Source organism: Zoogloea sp., from assembly GCF_041914405.1.
In the GTDB taxonomy this organism is placed as follows: domain Bacteria; phylum Pseudomonadota; class Gammaproteobacteria; order Burkholderiales; family Rhodocyclaceae; genus Zoogloea.
On record NZ_JAYSDK010000009.1, the window covers coordinates 1 to 20,238 of the forward strand.

A 20,238-nucleotide genomic window follows, 5' to 3' on the forward strand; every position below is an offset into this window, starting at 1 on the left:
CAATCGTGCCAACGTTCACGTGCGGCTTTTTCCGCTCGAACTTTTCCTTTGCCATGTCATCAACTCCGCAAAAAAATCAGAAAACCGGGTACACACCCTGAGCTGCCGCACCAAACCGTGGTGCCCATGGGCAGGATTGAACTGCCGACCTCTCCCTTACCAAGGGAGTGCTCTGCCACTGAGCTACATGGGCCTCACACACTCAACCTGGAGCGGGTGAAGGGAATCGAACCCTCGTCATAAGCTTGGAAGGCTTCTGCTCTACCATTGAGCTACACCCGCTTTACAACGTACGACTCACAATCACCACTCACAACACCGCAAATGCGGGCGGAGCAAACAGCAAAACAAAACCGTTGGTGGAGGGGGAAGGATTCGAACCTTCGAAGGCAGTGCCGTCAGATTTACAGTCTGATCCCTTTGACCGCTCGGGAACCCCTCCAAACGAGACGCGCATTATAGGAAGACATAAAACGGCTGTCAAACACTATTTGTGTTTTTTGTGGAACTGCCGCTGGTGTAGTGAAATGAAGCCTCGAATGAAAGGCGCCTCCCACCATGAATGATCAGGATCTACTCGTTGAAGCGGTGCTTTCCAGTGGAGTGGTGCTGCCCAGCCCCGGCACCGGCTTCCTGCGCCTGCAAGCGGCCGCAGCGAGTGAGGACGCAGGGCCACGGGAGCTCGCCGCAGCCATCGCCCACGACCCCGCGCTGACCGGCGCACTGCTCAGGGTTGCCAATTCGCCAGTGTTCCGCCCGCGCAATGCACCGCGCTCAGCCCAGGAGGCCATCACCATGCTGGGTCGGGTGCGCACCCTCGCCACGGCGGCCAGCACCGCGATGCGCGGCCACTGCGCGGACCTCGATCGGGCAGCAATCGACGCCCTGTGGCAGGCGAGTGCCCGCGCAGCAGACCTCAGCTACCTCTTCTGCCGTGAGACGGAGCACCGGGCCTGGGCCGACACGGTCTATCTGGCGGGGTTGATGCAGGATGCCGGTGTCGCGGTGCTGTTGCGTCGGGCTCCCGAACACGCCCATCTGTTGCGGCATAGCGGGCCGGCTCTGGAGGTCGCCACGCGGGCGGTCAGTGCCCTGACCGGATGCGACCACGCGGCGGCCGGCTTTCTTGTTGCGCGTAACTGGAAGCTGCCGGAAGTCGTCTGCGAGACGATCCGCTGTCACCACGCCCCCCAGCAAGCCAACCGGCTGGCCGAGATTCCGCGGCGGATCACCCTTATGCTGGCAGTGGGCCGCCGACTGCGCGACGGCCCCTCCCCCGACTGGACGGACTGGGCTGAGCTAGCCCTGGAGGAGTTCGGTACGGATGAGATCGAACTCGACCGCCTGTTTACCAAGTTCGCCGTACACGACTGATTCTCCGCTCACTGGCGCGACGTTCCCGCCAGCAGGGCGCCGGCAGCGACGAAGATGCCGCCGAAGACCCGGTTGGCCAGCAACCCCCGGCGAGGGCTGCTCAACACGCCGCGAAAGCGGCTTGCCAGCAGCGCGTAACAAGACATCACCGCGGAGTCGAGACTGCACATGGTTAGCGCGATCACCGCGAACTGCGGCCACTGAGGCGCGGCAGGATCGATGAACTGAGGCACCAGGGCCGCGATGAAGACGATCGCCTTGGGGTTACCCAGATTGACCAGGATACCCTGGCGGTAGAACGCCCGATTCACTTCCGCCCCCGGCTCGGCGAGCGCCAGCGGCTCCCGCCAGCGCTGGATACCCAGCCACACCAGATAGGCCGCGCCGGCCAGCTTGACGGCCAGAAAGGCCAGCTCGGAGGCCGCCAGCAAGGCGCCCAGACCAAGCCCGACCAACCCCAGCTGCAGCAGCAGCGCCGTCTGCAGGCCAAGGATCGCCTTCAGCGCGTGGCGATAGCCATGACGTATCCCGACGCTCATGCTCAACACGGCCCCCGGTCCCGGGGACAGGGCCACCACCAGCGTCGTCAGGAAGAACCCCAGCCACAAATGCAAAGCCATACCACTCTCCAATCAACCCGCGTCATCGCCGAGACGGAAACGCACTGGCACCACCACTGTATCCTCGATCGGCTCGCCGCCACGCTTGGCCGGCACGAACTTCCAGTGCCACACCGCCGTCGTCGCAGCCTCGTCGAGACTGTCATGCCCCGAACTCTCGCGTACCTTGACCGCCGTCGGAATGCCTTCGACCGAGACCCTCACATCGAGACGCACAATGCCTTCCAGGCCACGGCGGCGGGCCATCATCGGGTAGGCAGGCTTCGGATTGTGCAGATAGCCGGCGTTGAAACTGGCCGGCGAGTACGCTGCAGCAGCCCCCCCCGCTCCTGTCGGCGCAGGTGCGGCTACGGGTGCGCTGACTGAAGCCCCGCCCCCCTGGGCGACGGCTACAGTAGACGCCCCGCTCGCTACTGTTGCCACAGGGCGCTCGGCTGGAAGCTCGTTGACCAAGCGTGCCGGCGCTGACGCGCTAGGCGCCACCATCGGCACATGATGGGACTCCTGCCGGGTCACTTCCCGCTTCAAAGGCCGTGCCGGCGCCTCCTGGCGCGACTGAACCCTGGGCTTTGGCGGCTGCACCTCCTCCTGCACCAGGCGCGCCTCAAGCAGGCGTGGCGGTGTCGTGACCGTCGCCGGCGCAAGGCCGCCCAGCCCCAGTGCAGCGCCATGCAGCGCGAGCGACGCGGCCAGCGCAAGCAGCACGCCGCGGTCCGTCATCACGGGGCAATACGCACGAAGGTGCGCCAAGCAAGGGATTCGGACACCCGGACAGGGATGGGGTCCAAAGAAGATGTATCGGTCTTCAAGTGCTGCTCGTCGTAGTGAATCGGTGATGCCGGCGCCGTGTGCCGTCAGTTTAAGCGCCCCGGCAGAGTGCGTAATCTGCCGGCCCGGCCGCTGGCCGACCTTAAGATCGATCAAGGCCGAAGGGCTGGATGCTACCGAATTGTTCCCTGTCCGTGGTCCTGACCTGCCACGAGGCGGCCCCTCAGGCCACCGATTGGGATGCCACGTCGCGCCCGCGGGCCAGCCTCAGCCCCACCAGGAAGCTGGCGAAGATCACGCCGACGACCGCGGCGCCAAGCGTCAACTCCTTGCCTTCGCCCCAGGCTTCCAGCGCGGGCGACAGCATCCGTGCCAGTCCGTAGGCAGCCACCAGCAGGCTCATTCCTGCCACCGCCAGCGCCATCACCCGTGACGCCACCCGCGCAGTACCGTCGGCGCGAGCGATCAGGCGGGCAATCCACCAGCCGTTAGCGCCGTCGGCAAGCAACATGCCCAGCATGAAGACCAGGCCCAGCCCTGCAGCCGGCAGGCAGCCGCCGGCCTGCACGCCAGCCATCGCGAACAAGGCGGCTTGGCTCACCGTATCGAAGGACAATGCAAACAAGGCTCCCACCACCGCCACCCCACCCGGATGAGCAGCCCGCCCGAGGCGGCCCAGCCAGCGTCCTTTCAGCCCCACCGGATGCACCAATTCGTGCGCTTCGGCGGCGAAGACCGCACGCAAATTGAGCACGCCGAGCAGGATCAGGAAAGCGATCGAGATCCAGGCCCCCGACAGTTCCAGCCATTCTGGCGCCGACCAGGCCCCGGACAGCAGGCTCACCGCCAGCGCGATGGCCACCACCACCGCGCCGTGGCCGAGGGAGAACAAAGTCCCGCAATAGCGCGCCCAGCCGGGGTTGGCGCGGGCGTTGAAACGGGTCAAACCGTCGATGGTGGCGAGATGGTCGGCATCGAAACCGTGCTTGAGGCCAAGGACGAATACCAGCAGCACAAGGGCGAGATGATCGGAAGGCAATGCAGGCATGGCGCGATTCCGGACGATCCGTATGAAGAAACTATCTTAGTTCATACAACATCCGTGCCATAGCACCAAGCCGCGCTTCGTCCGGCGCGTCACCCCACATAACGACAAGCCTGTTGCCAGCCCCGGAGTCAGAGAGGAAAGCAGCCTTCCATTCGGATCACACCCTCCGTGCGCCATCCGCCCACGGCAACCGCAGCACGAACTCCGCACCACCACCGGGATGATTGCCAGCGGCCAGCCCCCCTCCATGACGCTCGACGATGCCGTAGCTGATCGACAGGCCCAAGCCGGTGCCGCTGCCCACAGGCTTGGTGGTAAAGAAGGGGTCGAAGATGTGCGGCAGATGACGGGCATCGATACCCGGCCCGTTGTCGTGGAAGCGCACCACTACATCCCCATCCTCAATAGTCCCGTCGATCTGCAGCCGCGCCGTATCCTGACCGGCGGTGGCGTCGCTGGCGTTCTGCACCAGGTTCATCACCACCTGTTGCATCTGCCCCGACGAGCCGATCACCGGCAGCTCGGCCGGCAGGCGGACGTCGACCACGAAGCGCTCTGGCGCCGCCTTGCACACCCAGGTCACCGAGCGACCGATCACCGCCACCAGGTCAAAACGGCTGCTCTCTTCCCTATCCAGTGCGGAAAAGCGCTTCAGGCCATCGACGATGTCTCGGGTCCGTTCAGCCCCTTCAATGGTGCCTTCGATCAACGGATCCAGATCGCCAAGGATGCGATCGATGCGCAGGCGCTGGCGTAGCTCGCCCAAGACCTCCGGCTGCTCGCAGGCATGCACCGCCGCCAGGTATTCTTCCAGCCGCCCCGCATAGCGCTTGAGCGCGTGGGTGTTGCCGAGGATGAAACTGATCGGGTTGTTGAGCTCATGGGCGACGCCGGCCACCAGGCGGCCAAGAGAGGCCATCTTTTCCGAATGCAGCAGTTGCTGCTGGGTCCGCTTCAGGTCGTCATGGGCTTGGCGCAATGCCGAATAGGCCTTGCGCAACTCCCCCACCGGGCGCCCGGTAACCACCATCCCCAAGGATTTGCCGACCGACGAATAGCGTGGGGTGCAGTTGAGGGACACCGGCACCGCACTGCCGTCGGCAGCCTTCAGGGCCAGCTCGCAGTCATGGGTCGGCGCGTCACCGCGCAGAGCAAACCAGCCGCGCGCCACCTCGACGGCCGCCGGATCGGCCAGCAACTCGAAGAAGGGCATACCGCGCAGGGCTTCCGAGGCCCGCCCGGTAAAGACCTCCAGCGAACGGTTCACCTCCTCGATATGCCCGCGCCGGTCGCACACCACCAGAATGTCGGAGATCGAGGTCAGCACGGACAGGATGAAGCCCTGGCTCTCCTCCAGCTTGGCGTTCTTCTCTTCGAGGGCGACCTCGTACTGCAACAGGTCGGAATAGACCTCGTCCATCTTCTGGATCACATCGATCCAGGCGCCCTCCCCCACGCCCTCCGGCGCCGCGGCCAGCAAGGCGGAAGAGTCGGGCAGGCGACGCTCACCGTCCGCCACGCTCAGCTCCGCGGCCGGTAATGGCCATGGGGATAAGGATGGGCGTACCCATCGGCATGCGGATGGCTATGGCCGTGAGTATGGCTCTGCGCGCCGAACTCCGCCGTCACCAGGTTCAGCGCGCCGTGGCGGATGCCCGGCTTGGCGATCAGCGCATCGGCAAAGGCCCGCACCTCGGCGATCGGCCCACGCAGGATGACGCTTTCCATGCAATTGTCGTGATCCAGATGGGCGTGCAGGGTCGCCACGCAGAGGTCGTGGTGTTCATGCTGGTCGTGGGTGACGCGCTCCGCCAGCTCGCGCTCGTGGTGGTTAAAAACGTAGGACAAGTTGGCGATGCAGTGCCCCGCCTCCTCCCGCGCCAGCCGACTGGTTTCCAGCTGCGCGCGCAGGATGTCGCGTACTGCCTCGGACCGGTTCGAGTAACCGCGGGCCGCGATCAACGCATCGAACTCGCGGGCCAGGTCTTCGTCGAGGGAGATGGTGAAACGTTCCACTGGGCGCTCCAGGCAAGGTCAGGCGAAGCATTCTGCCCCTCGCCTCCCTCCGCCGCAATCGACGCCCCCACGCGCTTCGCTGCACTGCGATAATCGAGCCAATGACATAACCCTTCGCAAAGGATTTCCATGGCCCGCATCCAGATCGAACTGCCCGAGCAGTTCCTCTTCTCGACCGACATCCCGATCTACATCACCCACATCAACAAGGCCCAGCACCTCGACAACGCCGCCCTCATCGCGCTGCTGTCGGAGGCGCGGGTGCGCTTCTTCCGTTCTTTCGGCTATGACGAGCTGGACGTCGAAGGCGTCGGCATCGTGGTCGCCGACGCAGCGCTGCAGTACAAGTCGGAAGCCTTCCACGGCGAGACGCTGGTGTTCTCGATGGCCCCCGCCGATTACAACAAGTACGGCTTCGACCTGATGTGGACGGTTGCGGACAAGGCCAGCGGCCGCGAGGTGGCCCGCGGCAAGATGGGCATCCTGTTCTTCGACTACGCGGCCAAGCGCGCCGCCCTCATCCCGCCGGCCTTCAAGGCCAAGATCGGCGCCACGGAAGCCGCGTAAGGGCACGCCTCAGACGTTCACATCGACCTGCTGCATCGTCCCGACGCGGCCATCCTCGGCGACATACACCCCCGTGCTGCGAATGGCCCCCAGCTCGCGACCCTCCTTCAGGGTGAACGGGGTCGCCGTGCGGCCGAGGTAGAGCGCCCCGACGCCAGCCTCGCGCAAGGAGCGGACGCTGCCGCCGCCACTGGCGTCGGGCGTCCACACCCCAAGGCGGTCGAACACCGCATCAGCCTCATCGATCCAGCCACTGGCGTCACCGTCGTACTTGGCCAGATCGGCAAAGCCGTCGCCACTGGTCGGCCCGAACAGCTGGCGACCAGACGTCACCTGGCCGCTGCCCACCGCATCCAGCACCACGAAGCCGCTACCCTTGCCGAGCAGCGGCATGTCCACCTGCTGGCCATCCCCCATCAGATCGAAGCTGAAACGCTGGCTCGTAAGGCTCGCCGCATCGCCATCGAAGTTGATCACCAGCGGATCCTTGCTCACCGCATTGCCGGCCCGCAGGCTCAGGCTGCTGGTCGTCGTCTCGCTGCGACTCATCGACAGCGCGACGCTGAAGTCGATGCGCTTGCCGTCGGCGGTCTGGATCGTGCCACGTGCCGAAAAATGGCTTTCCTCCGACTCCGTGCGGGTTTCCGTGCGGTCGTAGGCGATGCCGAACTCGGGCGCGGGTGCCTGCGCCGGAGCCGCAGGAGCTCCCGCACTTTCCGTGGAGCTCAGCGCGTCGGCCGACATCAGGTGGATGCGCCGGCCAGTCAGTTGCTCGATGATGGTCTTGAGCAGGGCCAGCTTGGGATCGTTCTTCGTCCCGTCGTCATCGTCCGGCTTCCCCACGGCAGACGAGGCCTGGGCCTGTTCCTGGCTGAGAACCTGACGGGCAGCCTCGGAGACCACCACTCCGCGCGGCGAACGGCCCTCCCCGGGCGCATCCGGCCGGCGCCCGACCCACGCCGCCAGACGCTCGACCACCGTGTGCGTGGCCTGGCTGCGATGGCTGGCGAGCATGTCCATGCTAGACGCGGTGATTTTCATGGCAAACCTCGGCACAGGCGTGAAGATGCCTTGCTCTACGGCGTTCTGCCCCGCAACTTTACTGCCCGATGAGGGGCCGACAGGCTTTCATGGCCCGGCGCTGCCGGTGGTAATCTGCGCTTACAGAGTCCTGTCGAAGCGTTTACGAAGGAGCTCTAAGATGAAAGCAGGATCCTTCGCCTTTGCCCTGACCCGGCCACCCCGGGAGCCCATCATGCCCGTCGCCTCAATGCTCCGCCCCCTCGCCCTCGTAGCGGCCCTGTTACCTGCCGCGGCCCAGGCCCAGACCGTCCTCATTGCGGAACCGATCCAGCTGTATGCCGGCCCGGCGCCCGACTTTCCGATCCTGATGACCTTGTCGCCGGGCATGGAGGCGCGCCTGTTCGGCTGCCTGCCGGATTACCAGTGGTGCGACGTGCGGCTGTCCTTCGGTGCCCGCGGCTGGGTCTTCGCCGGCGGCCTGTATTACCCGTGGATGGGCAACAGCGTGCCCATCCTGCAGTACGGACCGACTCTCGGCATCCCGCTGATCAGCTTCTTCATCGGCGACTACTGGGGCGCCCATTACCGTCGCCAGCCGTGGTACGGCGAGCGGGAGCGGTGGCAAGAACGCTGGCGCGAGCGGCCGCCGCCGGTCGCCCCCATGTATCCGCAGCGGGCCGTTCCGCCCCCCAGCGGCTGGAGCCAGCCCTACCCGCCCCCACGTATCGAACGGGGCCGGGAGCGGGACTGGGACAGGAATCAGGAGCGCGCGCACGAGCGGGACTGGGGGCGCGAACAACGCCGGCCGGAAGACTTCGGCGAACGAGAGCGCACCCGGGATCGCAATCCGCAACCCCGGCAAGAGGTCATGCCACCCCAGGCACCACCCCGCAACGCCATGCCGGCCCCAAATCCGGGCTGGAGCGGCGGCATGCCAAACACCCCGCCCCGCCAGGAACAACATGCCGCGCCACGTCAGGAGCCGCCACGGGCCTTCTCACCAATGCCGGCCCGCCCCGAGCCGTCACGCGACGCCGGCCCACCGCCGCGCCAGGAGCGCGGTACCGGCCATGATCGTGGCCCGCGTCCGGAAGGGCCGCGGGAAGAACGCCAGGGGAACCGCTGATACCCCCTCCGCCCTTGCTCAGTGGACGGTGCAGACCATGCAGGGGTCGAAACTACGCACTACGTGCTGCACCAGCAGCGGCTGGTCTTCCGGCAGGCCGACCAGGGCCTGCTCCAATGCGCCGGGGATGTCCGCGGCGTCCCGCGGGGAGAAGTTCCAGGTCGTCGGCGCAATGATCTGATAGCGGCTGATGTGCCCGCCGCGCAGGATGATCCAGTGCCCCAGCGCGCCGCGGGCCGCCTCCACCAAGCCCACACCCCGCCCATCGCCGGGCAGCGCCACTTGGGCGCAGAACGGGCTGTCGTCCACGTTGCGCAACCAAGCTTCCATCGCCGGCACCACGATGGCCAGCTCCAGCAGGCGGGCCACCACCCGGCTGAACACATTGCCACCACCCTGGGCCACCAGCTCGCGGATCAGCGGATGGCCGGCGACGACCTGGCGGGCCAGCGCGCCGCACTCCACAACCTGCTGCTGCCAGCGCGGCGCCTTGCACCACGTATAGGCACCCGGCTTATCCTCCACCGGCCGCGTTTCGCCTTCCGACGGATGGCGCGGCGGCTCCTCCTCCAGCCAGGCGTGGCTGACATCCTCCAGCACGTCACCGGGCAGGAAGGGCTGCAGCGCTCCCGCCGGCAGGTCGAGCACGCCGCGCGGAAACAGCCAGCCGCCGCCCTCCTTCGGATAGGCGCCGTGGCTCAGGAAACGGTCGGTGCCCCGCCCATAGCGCGCCAGCTGCAGATCCTCAGCGATCTCCAGGAACAAGCGGAAATCGCTGGACTCAGCCGGTCGGCTGTCCATCCAGCGATGCAGCGCGACCTGGGAGTCTAGGGCCGCGATGGCCTCCAGCCGCTCACCGAACAGCTGCCGCTCCAGCCAGCCGCGGAACTCCCGCAGCGCCGCGAAAACCCGCAGGCGCTCGGCCGCCTGAGGCGCCCGAGCCACGCCACCCGGCTGCAGCGTCAGCGAATGGGGCCATTTGCCGGCGAGCAGGCCCATGATCTGCAGAAAACCCGCCCGCGCCGGCAGCGCATCGCGCGTGGCCGTTCCGCTGACTGCCTTGAAACGCGCCTCGGCGGCCGGGAACCAGGCCCGCGCCCGGTAAGCCTCGCGGGCGAAATCCGGCATGAAGAACAGGTAGAAATGGGTGAAATGGTCGGCCAGGTTCTCGGCGGCGAGGATCAGGTTGCCCATCCGGCGGCCGTTGGGCGTCGGCTGCACACCGGCCAGGTCGGCCAGCGCGGCGGCGGCGGCGGCCGACTGGGACACCGAACAGATGCCGCAGATGCGCGGCACGATCACCAGCGCATCCAGCGCCTCGCGCCCAACCAGGATCTGCTCGAAACCGCGGAACAAGGGCGAATTGACGTAGGCCGCGGCCACCAGCCCGTTCTCCATCTCCAGGCTGACCTCCAGGTCGCCCTCAACGCGGTTGAAGGGCCCCACCGTCACCCGGCTCACGGACGCGCTCCGGCAACGCCCGTAACGGTTTCGAAATGGAGCGACAAAGGCGGGCAACAACGGAGCATGGCGGCCGGAACGGGATGTGGTCTCGACCGAAGGATACAACGCCGCCCCGACTAGCTCCCGATCCTCACGCCGAAGCGGCGCAGACCGGCCCAGCCAGCCAACCCCAGCCCGAGAACACTGGCCAGCACCGGGCCGACCCAGGCGGTATCCAGCGTCCATGCCTCCACCAGCCATGGCGCCAGCAGCATGGACGCGGCGCCAGCCGCAAAGGCCGAGCCGACCACGATCGCCAGCGTATCGCGGCGCAACCTTACGTGGTCCGCCTTCAGGCCCGCCAGCAGGCGGGCGTGCTCCGCCTCCAGCGTGGCCTGCCGGGCGGCCAGGCCGGCCGCCGCATCCTGCAGCATGGCGGCCATCAACTGCTGGCGGAAGCCGTCGGGCAGCGGTGGCGGCGTCAGCACCTTGCCCAGTGCGCTGTCCAGCGCATGCAGCGCGCGGGCTTCGGCGCTATCGGGATTCGTCTTGTCCATGCTTTCTTCCTTCCTACAGCCACAGCCCCGGTTCATCCAGCCCGCGGCGCTGGAACTCGGCGAGCAGCAGCTTGCGCGCCCTGTGCAGGTGGGTCTTCACGGTGCCGTCGGGCAAGCCCAGCATCTGCGCCACCTCGGCCACCGAGCGGTCCTCGTAGTAGAACAGCGTCAGGCAGCTGCGGTACGCCACCGGCAGCGCATCCACCAAGCGTGCGAGCAAGGCCGCCGGCCCTTCGCCAACAATGTCCGGCGGCGCGGCCAGGGCCTCCGCCTCGGCCCACACCTCCGGCACGCTGAGGGAGGCATGGTCCGGATCGCGCCGTGCCAGCAGGGACAGGCAGCGGTTGCGGGCGATGGCGTACAGCCAGGTGGACAGCGCGGCGCTGCGGTGATCGTAAGTCCCTAGCGCCCGCCATACGCGCAGGAACACGTCCTGGGCGGCATCACGCGCCTGCGCCTCGTCGCGCAGCAGGGCCATGCACAGGCGATGGACCTTACCTTCGTAGCGGGCCACCAACCGTTCGAAAGCCGCGGCGCCGTCGCCCTGCTCCAGCCGCGCGACGATGTCCGCATCGCGGCGGGCGGCCTCGGAATCCGGCAGTCTCAGGGAAGGAGGTGGGTTGAGGTCCATGCCGCTTGATACTTCCCGACCTGCAAGCCGGTTTCAAGCGGGTACGAAAAAAATCTGCAGCGGCGGCGAAACCGGCCACCGCCCGGCCAGGTATCAAGGGCATCAACCCACACAGGAATGCACACATGTCCATCGACGACTCCAGCGAACTGGTCGCCATCCTGCGCGCCGCGCTGCCCCTCACCGCCATCGTGCTCGGCATCGGCATCGCCATCGTGAGCACCGCCCTTCGCTACCGCCGGCGCATCCGCATCGCCGAGCTGATCCACGCCGAACGCATGGCCGCCATCGCGCAGGGCATGGAACCTTCGCCGCTGCCACCGGAGCTGCTGGACGGCGGCAGCGGGTGCCGCCGCAGCCGGACTTCCGACGACTACCTGCGGCGCGGAGTACTGCTGCTCGCCGTCGGCATTGCGATCGCCATCGCGCTGCTGGTCAGCAGCCGCCATCCCGAACGCGCGATCTGGGGGCTGGTGCCGGCGGCAATCGGCGCCGCCAACCTGCTGCTGTACAAACTGGATGCCCAGCGCCGCCATTCCGGCAACAGCCTGCCCACCACGTCACAACACCGCGACGGGCGCTCGCCTGGCTGACGCCGGCACGCCCTACTTCAAGCCGGTCTTGCGGATGGCCGGCGCCACCACCGGCGTCTCGGCCACCGCGTTATGGCGCACCCGCGCCGGCGTGGCCGACTTGGACAGGGCCGCCAGCGCGACGAACCAGGCCTTGGGCATGTCCGACGGCAGGCCGATCGGAATGCCCGCCACCTTCGGCGTGCGCGCAAAGGCGTGGCCCGGCGCTTCGAAGCCGGGTTCAGTGCAGCTGATGCACGGGTAGCCGCCGTTGGTGCACGAGCCAACGCCGTTCCACGGGCGGATGTTGCAGTCGGCATGGGCCTGGGTGCCCTTGCAGCCCATGTGCTCCATCATGCAGCCAAGGTCGCCGGGTTTCTCGGCGCTGGCCTTGAACTCGTAGAACTCGTTGCGCGTGCAGCCGTGATGCACCAGTTGATCCGCGTAGAAGCGCGGCCGCCCGAAGGCGTCCATGCCACCTGCGGCGAACTGGCCGAGGGCCAGGGCAAGCAGCGTATCCACCACCCAGTCCGGGTGGGTCGGGCAGCCCGCCACGTTGATCACCGGCAGGCCGGCGGCCGAGCGGTAATCCACGCCCAGCAGCCCGCCCGGATGCTGACCGTCGTACTGCAGGCCGACCGCCCCCGCCGGGTTGTTGCCGGCGGCGGTGATCCCGCCATAGGCCGCGCAGGTGCCGATGCCCAGCGTGTAGCGGGCGCGGGCCGCCAGCGCACGCACCCAGGCGATCATCGGCCGGCCGGTGCCAGCCAGCATGTGGAAGCGGCCGCTGCCGTTGGGGCCGGTGAGCAGGGAACCTTCGACGCACAACAGGTCGAGGGGCTCGCGGCCGGACTCGAAATCGGCGAGCAGCGCGCGCACCTCGTCACCGGTCGCCTCCGACAGGGACGGATGCCAGGCCAGTTCGATGCCCGCCGACGCCAGCAGGCCCGGCAGATCCCGCGCGCCGGAGCACAGCAACGACATGGTGCAGCCACCGCAGCCGCCGGACTGCAGCCACAACAGCTTCATTGAAGTCTCCCGCGCGACAGGGGCGAATTCATTCGCCCATCGCCGGTAGCACAGCGTCCGCGGGCGAATGAATTCGCCCCTACAAGGTTTGCCCCCACAAGCTCCTCGCCCATGAGCTCAGCCCAAGACAAGCTCAGCCATCTCACACACATATTTCACTCCCCATCCCCCGCCTTGTCGCCACCGTCCAGCCCGAAGCGGGCCAGCTTGGCGCGCAGGCCAACACGGGACAGGCCCAGTTCGTTGGCGGCGCGGGTCTTGTTCCAGCGCAAACGGATCAGGGTCTCCTTCAGCACGCGGGCTTCGAGGGCATCAACCCGCTCCTGCAGCGTGCCACTGAAGCCGACCGCTTCCAGATCGCCATCGTAGGGGCTCTCGTCGCGCCCGTCGGCACCGGCCTGCAGCACCCGCGGTGCCAGCAGGTGGGCGCCCAGTCGCGGCTCGGAAGACAGGGCCAGCATGCGCAGGATGGCGTTCTGCAGTTCCCGCACATTGCCCGGCCAGCGGTAGGCGGCCATGCAGGCCAGCGCTTCCTGGGTGAAGCCCTCGCTGTCCTTGCCGAGGGCGTTGCGGCTGGCCTCCAGCAGACGCTCGGCGAGCAGTGGAATGTCCATCGGCCGCTCGCGCAGCGGTGGCACATGCAGCGGCACGATGGCCAGCCGGTAGTACAGATCCTCGCGGAAACGCCCTTCCCGCACCTCGGTTTCCAGGTCCCGGTTGGTGGCGGCGATCACCCGCACATCCACCGTCACCGGCCGGGTGCTACCGAGCGGGCGGAACTCGCCCTCCTGCAGCACCCGCAGCAGCTTGACCTGGAAGGCCGGCGAGGTCTCGCCGATCTCATCGAGGAACAGGGTGCCGCCGTCCGCCTGCTGGAACAGGCCGATGCGGTCTTCGTAAGCACCGGTGAACGCGCCGCGCTTGTAGCCGAACAATTCGGCCTCCAGCAGCTGGTCGGGCAGCGCCCCGCAGTTCTCGATGACGAAGGCCTTGTCGGCGCGGCGGCTCTGGTAATGGATCGCGCGCGCGATCATCTCCTTGCCGGTACCGGACTCGCCGGAGATCAGCACCGACAGGTCGAACGGCGCGACCTGCGCAATCAGCTCGCAGACAGGGTTGAGCGGGCTGCCCGGCGCGCGGGTCAGCCCGTCGAGGCCGAACTCGCGCTTGACCCGCTCGTACTTCATCTCGACGCGCTTTTTGAGCACCGGCCCGGCGGTACGCAGCTCCAGGCTGAGACGCTGGTTCTCGGCCTGCAGGCGGTGCAGCTCGGCGGCGTTGCGGATCGCCATCAGCAGGTGGTCCGGCTGCCAGGGCTTGAGCAGGTACTGGTAGATGCCCGCGTCGTTGATGCCGGCGATGATGTCTTCGGAGTCCGTATAGCCGGAGATGATGATGCGTACCACATCCGGCCACTGCTCGCGCACGCGCTTCAGGAAAGCCACGCCGGACTCGCCGGGCATGCGCTGGTCGCACAGTAGCACCTGGATCACTTCCCGCTCGAGGATGGTGCCGGCCTCCTCCGCCGACGAGGCGGTGAATACCTCGAACTCCTCGTCGAGGGTGCGGCGCAGGGCCTCCTGGGAACGGACTTCGTCATCCACCACCAGCACCGCCGGCAGGCGGGCTGCGGGTTTGAAAGGGGTATTCATCGGCCGACCTCCCGGTGGCGGGCGAGGTGGCGGGGGGTCCAGGACTGGGGGCTCTTCATCACGAAATGGTAGCGTGCGCCGTGGTAGCTGGGGTCGAAGCCGTAGAAATTGCGGCGCATGTGGGCGAGTTCCTCGTCGCGGTAGGCGGCCAGCGGCTTGGCGGCCTCGTCGGCGGCGCGGCGGGCCTGCTTGGCGGCGAGGCGCTCGGCGTAGTCCGGTGCAGCCGCCAGCGCCGTGGCGCGGGCCAGCACCTCGCCCTCGAAGGCCGGCCGATCAGCACCGAAGCAGGCGTCAATGAGCCCTCCCTCCACCGCCCGTGGCGCACCGAGGGGCAGGCGTGCAGCCATGATCGCGCGGGCACCGTCCGCCCCCACCCGCCGCGGCAGCAGGTAGGTCCAGTATTCCGAACCATACAGGTTGCCCATGTTCTTGTAGTGCGGGTTGAGGATCACCCCATCCCGTGCCCATACCTGGTCGGCAGCCAGCGCCAGGAAGCAGCCGCCGGCGCCGGCGTTGCCGCGCAGCGCCGCCACCGTCAGGCGGTCGGTGAGCTGCAGGATGGCGAGGCACACGTCGTCCATCGCGTTGATGTTGTCCCACGACGCATCCGCCGCCGAGCCGCCATCCAGCTGCACGGCCTCGATGCGGTTGAGGTGGATGCCGTTGGACCAGAAGTCCGCCCCGCCCTCCAGTACCAGCACACGGGTCGGCCGGCTGCGGGCGAAGTCGATCGCGGCAATCAGGCGGCGGCACTGGTCGGTGGCCATCGCCCCGTTATAGAAATCGAAGGACAGGACGCCGACAGTCCCGCACGCTTCTTCGCGGTAGCGCAGCTCGGCGCCGTCGTCGGTGGCGTCGCGCCACAGTTCGCTTGGGCGCTCGGGCAGGCCGGCGGCCTCGGCAGCGAAGGCGACGGTGGCCGGCAGCTTGATCGCATCCGGCCGGTCGCCGCGCTTCACGTGGCCGATCCACACCGCCCCGTCAATGGTGGCGCGCAGCACCGCGCCGTCCCGCCGGGCCAGCAGCGCACCGGGTATCGCGCCGGACTCAAGGGGCGCCGGATGGGCGTCGAACAGGTGGCAGGGCACGCCGAACAGGTTGTCCGCCACGCCGGGAAAACCGTCCGCCGCGCGCAGGCGGGCGAGGATCTGCGCGCTGCCGTCTCGGAGCCAGTCGATAGCGCGGTCGGCCTGGCGCATCAGCGGCTGCAGGCCGCCCCGCACATCGCCGTCGCCGGGCTGCACGCGGCGCGGCTGCCAGCGGTCGGTACGCCAGTCGTCCACGCGGTCGAGGGCCTCCAGCACGGCGGCCAGCGCTGCTTCGGTCACCTCGTTGCGGTACAGGCTGGACTTCTTGGCCGCCCGCATCGGGAAGGCAGAAGTGGCCCACACGGGGCCGGCGTCCATCTCCGCCTCGGCCTGCAGCACGGTGACACCCCACTCCGCCGCGCCGGACTGGATCGCCCAGTCCAGCGCCGACGGGCCGCGGTCGCCAACGATGCCGGGATGGACGATCAGGCACAGCTGGCGCGACCACAGGGATTCGGGAATGGCCCGCTTGAGGAAGGGCGCCAGCAGCACGTCCGGCTGGAACAGCGCGACCGCCTCCTCGGTGACCGAGTCGGCGATGTCGAACTCCACGGACACTTCATGGCCGCGCACCGCCAGCGCCTCGAAGAGGCGCTGGGTCAGGCTGTTGAAACCATGGGTCAGCAGCAGGATGCGCACGATTTACAGCACGGCCTCGAAGCCCTCGAATTGCGGCGGCCCCAGGTAGATGTCGCGGCTGCTGCCGGCGCCGGCGTGGGCCTTGCGGAAAGCTTCGGAGCGGGTCCAGGCCTCGAAGGCCGCCGCCGACTCCCACACCGAGTGGGACGCGAACAGCGTGAACTCCGGCGTCGTCGCGCCCTGCAGCAGGTGGAATTCCTTGAAGCCCGGCACCTCGTCCAGGTGCGATTCGCGCTGCTTCCAGATGTCGATGAACTCAGCCTCGCGGCCCGGGGCGATGCGGAAACGGTTCATGGCGATGTACATCGTCAGTCTCTCCTGGGTTGAATGAAAAGGCAGTTAGGGCTGTCCTGTGGGGGCGAATTCATTCGCCCGCGGAGCTTGAGGTACCGGCGGAGGGCGAATGAATTCGCCCCTACTGGAAGAATGAATTCGCCATCACCGGAAATCTTCCGAGTCAGCCGAAGAACCAAGAAAAAGGATCCGGCTTTCACGGCTCAGCAGATCCGCGGCAGCTGTTCGCCGGCCAGCCAGTCCACCATGCGGCGGCCGCCGAAGGCGGTTTTCATCTGCACGAAGCGGTGCTCGTCGGCGATCACCTCGCCGACCTTCGCCGCCCGCACGCCGAGGGGATGGGCGCGCAGCGCGGCGAGCAGCCCGTCGGCCTGCGCCGCCGGGCAGACGGCGATCAGCTTGCCTTCGTTGGCGATGTTGAGCGGGTCGAGGCCGAGGAACTCGCAGGCGGCAGCGACCTGCGGGTCCACCGGGATGGCCGCTTCGTCGAGGACGATGCCGACCGCCGACTGCTGGGCGATCTCGTTGAGGGTGGCGGCCAGACCCCCGCGGGTCGGGTCGCGCAGCAGACGCAAGTCCGGCGCGGCGTCCATCGCCACGGCGGCAAGGCCGTGCAGCGCGGCGGTGTCGGAGCGGATCGCCGAATCGAAGGCCAGGTTCTCGCGCTGGGCCATGATCGCCATGCCATGGTCGCCGAGGGTGCCGGAGACGATCACCGCGTCGCCCGGCCGGGCGTTGGCGCCGGACAGCTCGCGACCCGCCGGCAGCGCGCCGATACCGGTGGTGGTGATGAAGATGCCGTCGCCCTTGCCCTTCTCGACCACCTTGGTGTCGCCGGTGACCACCGGCACGCCGGCCTCCTTGGCCGCCGCAGCCATGCTCAGCACCACGCGCTGCAGGTCGGCCAGCGGGAAGCCTTCTTCGAGCACAAAGCTGGCAGCCAAGTACAGCGGGCGGGCGCCCATCACCGCCACGTCGTTGATGGTGCCGTGCACGCACAGGCAGCCGATGTCGCCGCCGGGGAAGAACAGCGGCGACACCACGTGGGCGTCGGTGGCCACCACCAGGCGCTCGCCGGGGGCCGGCGCCGGCAGTACCGCGCCGTCGTCGCCGCGGCGCAGCCATTCGTTGTCGAAGGCGCGGGCGAAGATGTCGCTGATCAGCTGGACCATCGCGCGGCCACCGCCGCCATGGGAAAGGTCCACGCTGCCGTGGCGCAGGTCGAGGGGACGGACGTAGGCTTTTTTCATATCAGGGTTTGAACACGAACAGGTCCGGATGGCTGCGGCGATAGCGGCGCAGGTTGAGGATCAGCGCCGGCACCAGCGAACGCACGCCGAAGGCCAGCGCCTCGTCCACCGTGGCGCGCTGGATGCTGCGGAGGCTGCGGGCGGTCATCGCCCAGCCGTCCCGATCGAGGGACGACAGCGCGGCCGCCGCATCGGCAGGCAAGTTGCCGAGGGAGTCGGCGATGACGATCAGGCGGCGGATCGCCTCGTCGCGGGTCAGGCGCAGGGAGAACAGGGTCGCGTCATCGACCCCGTCGGTGAGGGTCAGGATCGCGAGGGCGGCATCCTCGACGATGCCGAGCAGGGCGCCGGTCAACATGGCCGGCCCCCGCGCGCGGGGAGCTCACAGGGCAGCATGGGCGTGTCGTGTCGTTCGGGGGCCGAGCGGCACGGCACGCGCAGGCGTGCCCGCCGGGTCAGGCCCGGGTCAGTTGGCTCTCGGTCAGGTGTTTGAGGGTGTCGGCCACCGCCTTGGTGTGGTCGGCCGTCTCGGAAGTCTTGCCGCTGAAGGCCTGGATGTCGGTGAGCATGCCGGACAGGTTGGACACGTCGCCGGCCTGGCGTTCGATCTCCTGGGCGACGCGGCCGATCTCGCTGGCCAGCGTGGAAATGTCGTTGCCAATCTCGCCGGCGCTGGCGCGGGACTTCTCGGCCAGCTTGCGCACTTCGTCGGCCACCACCGCGAAACCGCGACCGGCCTCGCCGGCCCGCGCGGCTTCGATCGCCGCGTTCAGCGCCAGCAGGTTGGTCTGGTCGGCGATCTGCTGGATGACTTCGACGACGCCCTGAATGCGACCGCTGGCCTGAGCCAGCTTGCGCGCGCTGTCGGCGCTGTCGGCAGCCTGGTGGGTCAGCTCACTGACCGTGCCGCCGGCGGCGTTCACCACCCTCTCCTGCTCGTCGATGTGCTCGGACAGCGCCCCCACCGAGGAATACAGGTCGCCGGCACAGCTCTCCAGCTGGTGGGCCATCTGGTCGCGCAGGGAATGGGACGATTGCAAGGTCTGCCCAAGGCTATTGAGCCCGTTCACCACCTGCGCGATGTTGTCGTCAAAATTCGACGGGTCGAGCTGGCTGTCGAAGGCTTCGGCCTGGTAGTCGGCGATCTGCTTGACGATGACCCGCGACAGGCCGGTCAGCTTGGCGCTCTGGCGACGCAGGAAGAAGGCCTTGAACTCGCCGTAGTGGGCGACGAAGTTGTCCACATAGTCATCGCGGAAGGGCGTGCCTTCCGGCACGCGGAAGAAGAACACCGCGGTGAGGGTCTGGTTCAGGTTGAGGCCGAGGATCTCGCCAAAGGTCGAGAAGCCCGCCATCTGCTTGCACGGCAGCGCGCTACCGACGCGGGACAGCTCCTTGTCGTTGTAAAGGCGACGCAGGATGCAGTCGTTGAGGATACCGGCCACCGGCGCGCCGGGCTTGCCGGCCATGAAGTTGCGGAAATCCTGCTCGGTGCTCTGCACCAGGCCGGTCCGACGAACCAGCATCAGCTCCTCGCCCGGCGAGATGTCGCAGTAGAAATTCACGCGGCCGGCACGCACGTCCACGTTCACCACCGAGCGGACGAAGATCTCCTTGCCGACCTGGATCGCGAAGGAATAATCGGCGAGCTTGCCTTCCAGCTGAGCCGGCTCGCAGCGGAAGTGGCTGCACAGCGCGTCGATGAAGGGCACGATGCGGCCGTCGGCGGCGATCACCTGGCTGACGTAGCGCTGCTCCAGCGACGCGCCGATGACCGGGAAGCGCGGGCCATCCGGCACGAAGTTCTGGCTCTTCAGCACCCCGAAGCGGGTGCCCTTGGCCACCTTCAGGAAGGCGATCAGCGCGTGGTTCTCCAGGCGGCGATTGCCGTCGTGGATCCAGGTGTTCTTGAAGTCGAACTTACCGCCGGCCGAGCCGCCGACGAACAGGCAGGGGAAGCGCCCGGAATCGTAGAGCGCCTCCATGAAGAAGGACTCGGACGCCGACAGGCCGTCGAACAACACATAGGCCAGCGTGTCCCGGTAGTCGATGTCCATGTCGAGACGCACCGCCTCGATGTTGCGGGTGATGCGCGCCAGGCGCTCCTTCACCGCCACCTCGGCCTTGCCGCGGCGCAGGTCCTCGCAGGCCAGCGGTATAGCCACCACCTGGGCGCGGGCGATCAGCGAGGCGTCAAAGCACTGCAGCACCACCCGGTCCCAATGCTCACCGGTACGGCAATACAGGCTATCGGTGTCGCCGCACAGCTCGCCGGCGGTGGAGCACAGCATCACCGGCACGCCGGGGAAGCGTGCCGTCACGGCACGGGCAACCTGGTCGATATCCACGTGGGGCGACACATAACCGCCGATGAAAGTCGGTGCAATGGATGCGGACACGAGGCGTTGGGCGACCTCGGATGCACTGCATTGCAGGGTCACCACACCCGGGGCCGGCGCTCCCCGCAGATTTTTGAACAGGTTCATCTTCTTGTCTCCTTGCACAGCCTCGAACAGGCCGCATGGCGGCTTATCGGCCGCA

General features: G+C 67.7%; 19 protein-coding genes, 3 tRNA genes and 2 pseudogenes. 4 read left to right on the plus strand and 20 right to left on the minus strand.

The window, feature by feature from the left end; all coding sequences use genetic code 11:
- Positions 1-118: 118 nt before the first annotated feature.
- The 3 genes from ACE3RX_RS07260 to ACE3RX_RS07270 all read right to left on the minus strand — a co-directional run bounded on the left by ACE3RX_RS07260 (position 119) and on the right by ACE3RX_RS07270 (position 442).
- Positions 119-193: transfer RNA gene (locus ACE3RX_RS07260), tRNA-Thr, on the minus strand.
- Positions 194-208: 15 nt separating this feature from the next.
- Positions 209-282: transfer RNA gene (locus tag ACE3RX_RS07265), tRNA-Gly, on the minus strand.
- A 75-nt stretch (positions 283-357) separates the two neighbouring features.
- Positions 358-442, minus strand: a tRNA-Tyr gene (locus ACE3RX_RS07270).
- A 116-nt stretch (positions 443-558) separates the two neighbouring features.
- Here ACE3RX_RS07270 and ACE3RX_RS07275 point away from each other — a divergent pair.
- Positions 559-1,374, plus strand: a complete 816-nt coding sequence (locus ACE3RX_RS07275) for an HDOD domain-containing protein (RefSeq protein WP_374481838.1) — start codon at positions 559-561, stop codon at positions 1,372-1,374.
- Positions 1,375-1,382: 8 nt separating this feature from the next.
- On the opposite strand, the gene rhtB is transcribed toward ACE3RX_RS07275, so the two are convergent.
- From rhtB to nikR, 5 genes are all read right to left on the minus strand, one after another.
- Entirely contained in the window at positions 1,383-1,994 is a 612-nt protein-coding gene (gene rhtB / locus ACE3RX_RS07280; RefSeq protein ID WP_374481840.1) for a homoserine/homoserine lactone efflux protein, read from the minus strand.
- A 12-nt stretch (positions 1,995-2,006) separates the two neighbouring features.
- Complete coding sequence (locus ACE3RX_RS07285; RefSeq protein ID WP_374482100.1) at positions 2,007-2,714, minus strand: energy transducer TonB; 708 nt, start codon at positions 2,712-2,714, stop codon at positions 2,007-2,009.
- 271 nt (positions 2,715-2,985) lie between these two features.
- Positions 2,986-3,810, minus strand: a complete 825-nt coding sequence (locus ACE3RX_RS07290; RefSeq protein WP_374481842.1) for a nickel transporter — start codon at positions 3,808-3,810, stop codon at positions 2,986-2,988.
- A gap of 157 nt (positions 3,811-3,967) precedes the next feature.
- Complete coding sequence (locus ACE3RX_RS07295; RefSeq protein WP_374481844.1) at positions 3,968-5,329, minus strand: sensor histidine kinase; 1,362 nt, start codon at positions 5,327-5,329, stop codon at positions 3,968-3,970.
- A 2-nt stretch (positions 5,330-5,331) separates the two neighbouring features.
- Complete coding sequence (nikR, locus tag ACE3RX_RS07300) at positions 5,332-5,826, minus strand: nickel-responsive transcriptional regulator NikR (protein WP_374481846.1); 495 nt, start codon at positions 5,824-5,826, stop codon at positions 5,332-5,334.
- A gap of 129 nt (positions 5,827-5,955) precedes the next feature.
- Between nikR and ACE3RX_RS07305 the strand changes: the two genes are divergently transcribed.
- A complete protein-coding gene (locus tag ACE3RX_RS07305; RefSeq protein ID WP_374481848.1) occupies positions 5,956-6,393 on the plus strand; it encodes an acyl-CoA thioesterase in 438 nt (145 codons plus the stop codon).
- Between the two features lie 9 nt (positions 6,394-6,402).
- On the opposite strand, the gene ACE3RX_RS07310 is transcribed toward ACE3RX_RS07305, so the two are convergent.
- On the minus strand, positions 6,403-7,434 hold the full coding sequence (locus ACE3RX_RS07310) for a VCBS repeat-containing protein (RefSeq protein ID WP_374481850.1): 1,032 nt from the start codon (positions 7,432-7,434) through the stop codon (positions 6,403-6,405).
- A gap of 214 nt (positions 7,435-7,648) precedes the next feature.
- On the opposite strand from ACE3RX_RS07310, the gene ACE3RX_RS07315 reads away from it, so the two are divergent.
- The gene (locus ACE3RX_RS07315) at positions 7,649-8,542 is read left to right on the plus strand and encodes a hypothetical protein (RefSeq protein ID WP_374481852.1); all 894 of its coding nucleotides are present in this window, start codon (positions 7,649-7,651) and stop codon (positions 8,540-8,542) included.
- A gap of 18 nt (positions 8,543-8,560) precedes the next feature.
- On the opposite strand, the gene ACE3RX_RS07320 is transcribed toward ACE3RX_RS07315, so the two are convergent.
- The 3 genes from ACE3RX_RS07320 to ACE3RX_RS07330 form a co-directional block, all read right to left on the minus strand.
- Positions 8,561-10,003, minus strand: coding sequence for a nickel-dependent hydrogenase large subunit (locus tag ACE3RX_RS07320; RefSeq protein WP_374481854.1), 1,443 nt, complete (start codon positions 10,001-10,003; stop codon positions 8,561-8,563).
- A gap of 119 nt (positions 10,004-10,122) precedes the next feature.
- Positions 10,123-10,542 carry a hypothetical protein gene (locus tag ACE3RX_RS07325; RefSeq protein ID WP_374481856.1) on the minus strand — a complete coding sequence of 140 codons (420 nt, stop codon included), beginning with the start codon at positions 10,540-10,542 and terminating at the stop codon, positions 10,123-10,125.
- A 13-nt stretch (positions 10,543-10,555) separates the two neighbouring features.
- Positions 10,556-11,173, minus strand: a complete 618-nt coding sequence (locus ACE3RX_RS07330; RefSeq protein WP_374481858.1) for an RNA polymerase sigma factor — start codon at positions 11,171-11,173, stop codon at positions 10,556-10,558.
- 125 nt (positions 11,174-11,298) lie between these two features.
- Here ACE3RX_RS07330 and ACE3RX_RS07335 point away from each other — a divergent pair, with 125 nt between their 5' ends.
- On the plus strand, positions 11,299-11,766 hold the full coding sequence (locus ACE3RX_RS07335; RefSeq protein ID WP_374481860.1) for a DUF6249 domain-containing protein: 468 nt from the start codon (positions 11,299-11,301) through the stop codon (positions 11,764-11,766).
- A gap of 12 nt (positions 11,767-11,778) precedes the next feature.
- Here ACE3RX_RS07335 and ACE3RX_RS07340 read toward each other — a convergent pair whose 3' ends face one another.
- From ACE3RX_RS07340 to ACE3RX_RS07375, 8 genes and pseudogenes are all read right to left on the minus strand, one after another.
- Positions 11,779-12,774 carry a HupU protein gene (locus ACE3RX_RS07340; protein WP_374481862.1) on the minus strand — a complete coding sequence of 332 codons (996 nt, stop codon included), beginning with the start codon at positions 12,772-12,774 and terminating at the stop codon, positions 11,779-11,781.
- Between the two features lie 155 nt (positions 12,775-12,929).
- Positions 12,930-14,426: a sigma-54-dependent transcriptional regulator gene (locus tag ACE3RX_RS07345; protein WP_374481864.1), complete on the minus strand. Its 1,497-nt coding sequence runs from the start codon at positions 14,424-14,426 to the stop codon at positions 12,930-12,932.
- Entirely contained in the window at positions 14,423-16,153 is a 1,731-nt protein-coding gene (locus ACE3RX_RS07350) for a hydrogenase maturation protein (protein WP_374481866.1), read from the minus strand. The genes ACE3RX_RS07345 and ACE3RX_RS07350 overlap by 4 nt, the downstream gene beginning before the upstream one ends.
- Positions 16,154-16,156: 3 nt before the next feature.
- Positions 16,157-16,459, minus strand: a complete 303-nt coding sequence (locus tag ACE3RX_RS07355; RefSeq protein ID WP_374481868.1) for an antibiotic biosynthesis monooxygenase — start codon at positions 16,457-16,459, stop codon at positions 16,157-16,159.
- 191 nt (positions 16,460-16,650) lie between these two features.
- Positions 16,651-17,697: a hydrogenase expression/formation protein HypE gene (hypE, locus tag ACE3RX_RS07360; protein WP_374481870.1), complete on the minus strand. Its 1,047-nt coding sequence runs from the start codon at positions 17,695-17,697 to the stop codon at positions 16,651-16,653.
- A gap of 1 nt (position 17,698) precedes the next feature.
- Complete coding sequence (locus tag ACE3RX_RS07365) at positions 17,699-18,055, minus strand: hypothetical protein (protein ID WP_374481872.1); 357 nt, start codon at positions 18,053-18,055, stop codon at positions 17,699-17,701.
- A gap of 97 nt (positions 18,056-18,152) precedes the next feature.
- Positions 18,153-18,533: pseudogene (locus tag ACE3RX_RS07370) on the minus strand (methyl-accepting chemotaxis protein); the annotation flags it as partial.
- 501 nt (positions 18,534-19,034) lie between these two features.
- Positions 19,035-20,183: pseudogene (locus ACE3RX_RS07375) on the minus strand (FIST signal transduction protein); the annotation flags it as partial.
- Positions 20,184-20,238 lie beyond the last annotated feature (55 nt).

Bases quoted from the DNA above. Each gene is read 5' to 3' on its own strand.
- ACE3RX_RS07275 (WP_374481838.1), top strand. From the start codon at position 559: ATGAATGATCAGGATCTACTCGTTGAAGCGGTGCTTTCCAGTGGAGTG.
- rhtB (WP_374481840.1), bottom strand. From the start codon at position 1,994: ATGGCTTTGCATTTGTGGCTGGGGTTCTTCCTGACGACGCTGGTGGTG.
- ACE3RX_RS07285 (WP_374482100.1), bottom strand. From the start codon at position 2,714: ATGACGGACCGCGGCGTGCTGCTTGCGCTGGCCGCGTCGCTCGCGCTG.
- ACE3RX_RS07290 (WP_374481842.1), bottom strand. From the start codon at position 3,810: ATGCCTGCATTGCCTTCCGATCATCTCGCCCTTGTGCTGCTGGTATTC.
- ACE3RX_RS07305 (WP_374481848.1), top strand. From the start codon at position 5,956: ATGGCCCGCATCCAGATCGAACTGCCCGAGCAGTTCCTCTTCTCGACC.
- ACE3RX_RS07310 (WP_374481850.1), bottom strand. From the start codon at position 7,434: ATGAAAATCACCGCGTCTAGCATGGACATGCTCGCCAGCCATCGCAGC.
- ACE3RX_RS07315 (WP_374481852.1), top strand. From the start codon at position 7,649: ATGCCCGTCGCCTCAATGCTCCGCCCCCTCGCCCTCGTAGCGGCCCTG.
- ACE3RX_RS07325 (WP_374481856.1), bottom strand. From the start codon at position 10,542: ATGGACAAGACGAATCCCGATAGCGCCGAAGCCCGCGCGCTGCATGCG.
- ACE3RX_RS07330 (WP_374481858.1), bottom strand. From the start codon at position 11,173: ATGGACCTCAACCCACCTCCTTCCCTGAGACTGCCGGATTCCGAGGCC.
- ACE3RX_RS07335 (WP_374481860.1), top strand. From the start codon at position 11,299: ATGTCCATCGACGACTCCAGCGAACTGGTCGCCATCCTGCGCGCCGCG.
- ACE3RX_RS07340 (WP_374481862.1), bottom strand. From the start codon at position 12,774: ATGAAGCTGTTGTGGCTGCAGTCCGGCGGCTGCGGTGGCTGCACCATG.
- ACE3RX_RS07345 (WP_374481864.1), bottom strand. From the start codon at position 14,426: ATGAATACCCCTTTCAAACCCGCAGCCCGCCTGCCGGCGGTGCTGGTG.
- ACE3RX_RS07355 (WP_374481868.1), bottom strand. From the start codon at position 16,459: ATGTACATCGCCATGAACCGTTTCCGCATCGCCCCGGGCCGCGAGGCT.
- hypE (WP_374481870.1), bottom strand. From the start codon at position 17,697: ATGAAAAAAGCCTACGTCCGTCCCCTCGACCTGCGCCACGGCAGCGTG.
- ACE3RX_RS07365 (WP_374481872.1), bottom strand. From the start codon at position 18,055: ATGTTGACCGGCGCCCTGCTCGGCATCGTCGAGGATGCCGCCCTCGCG.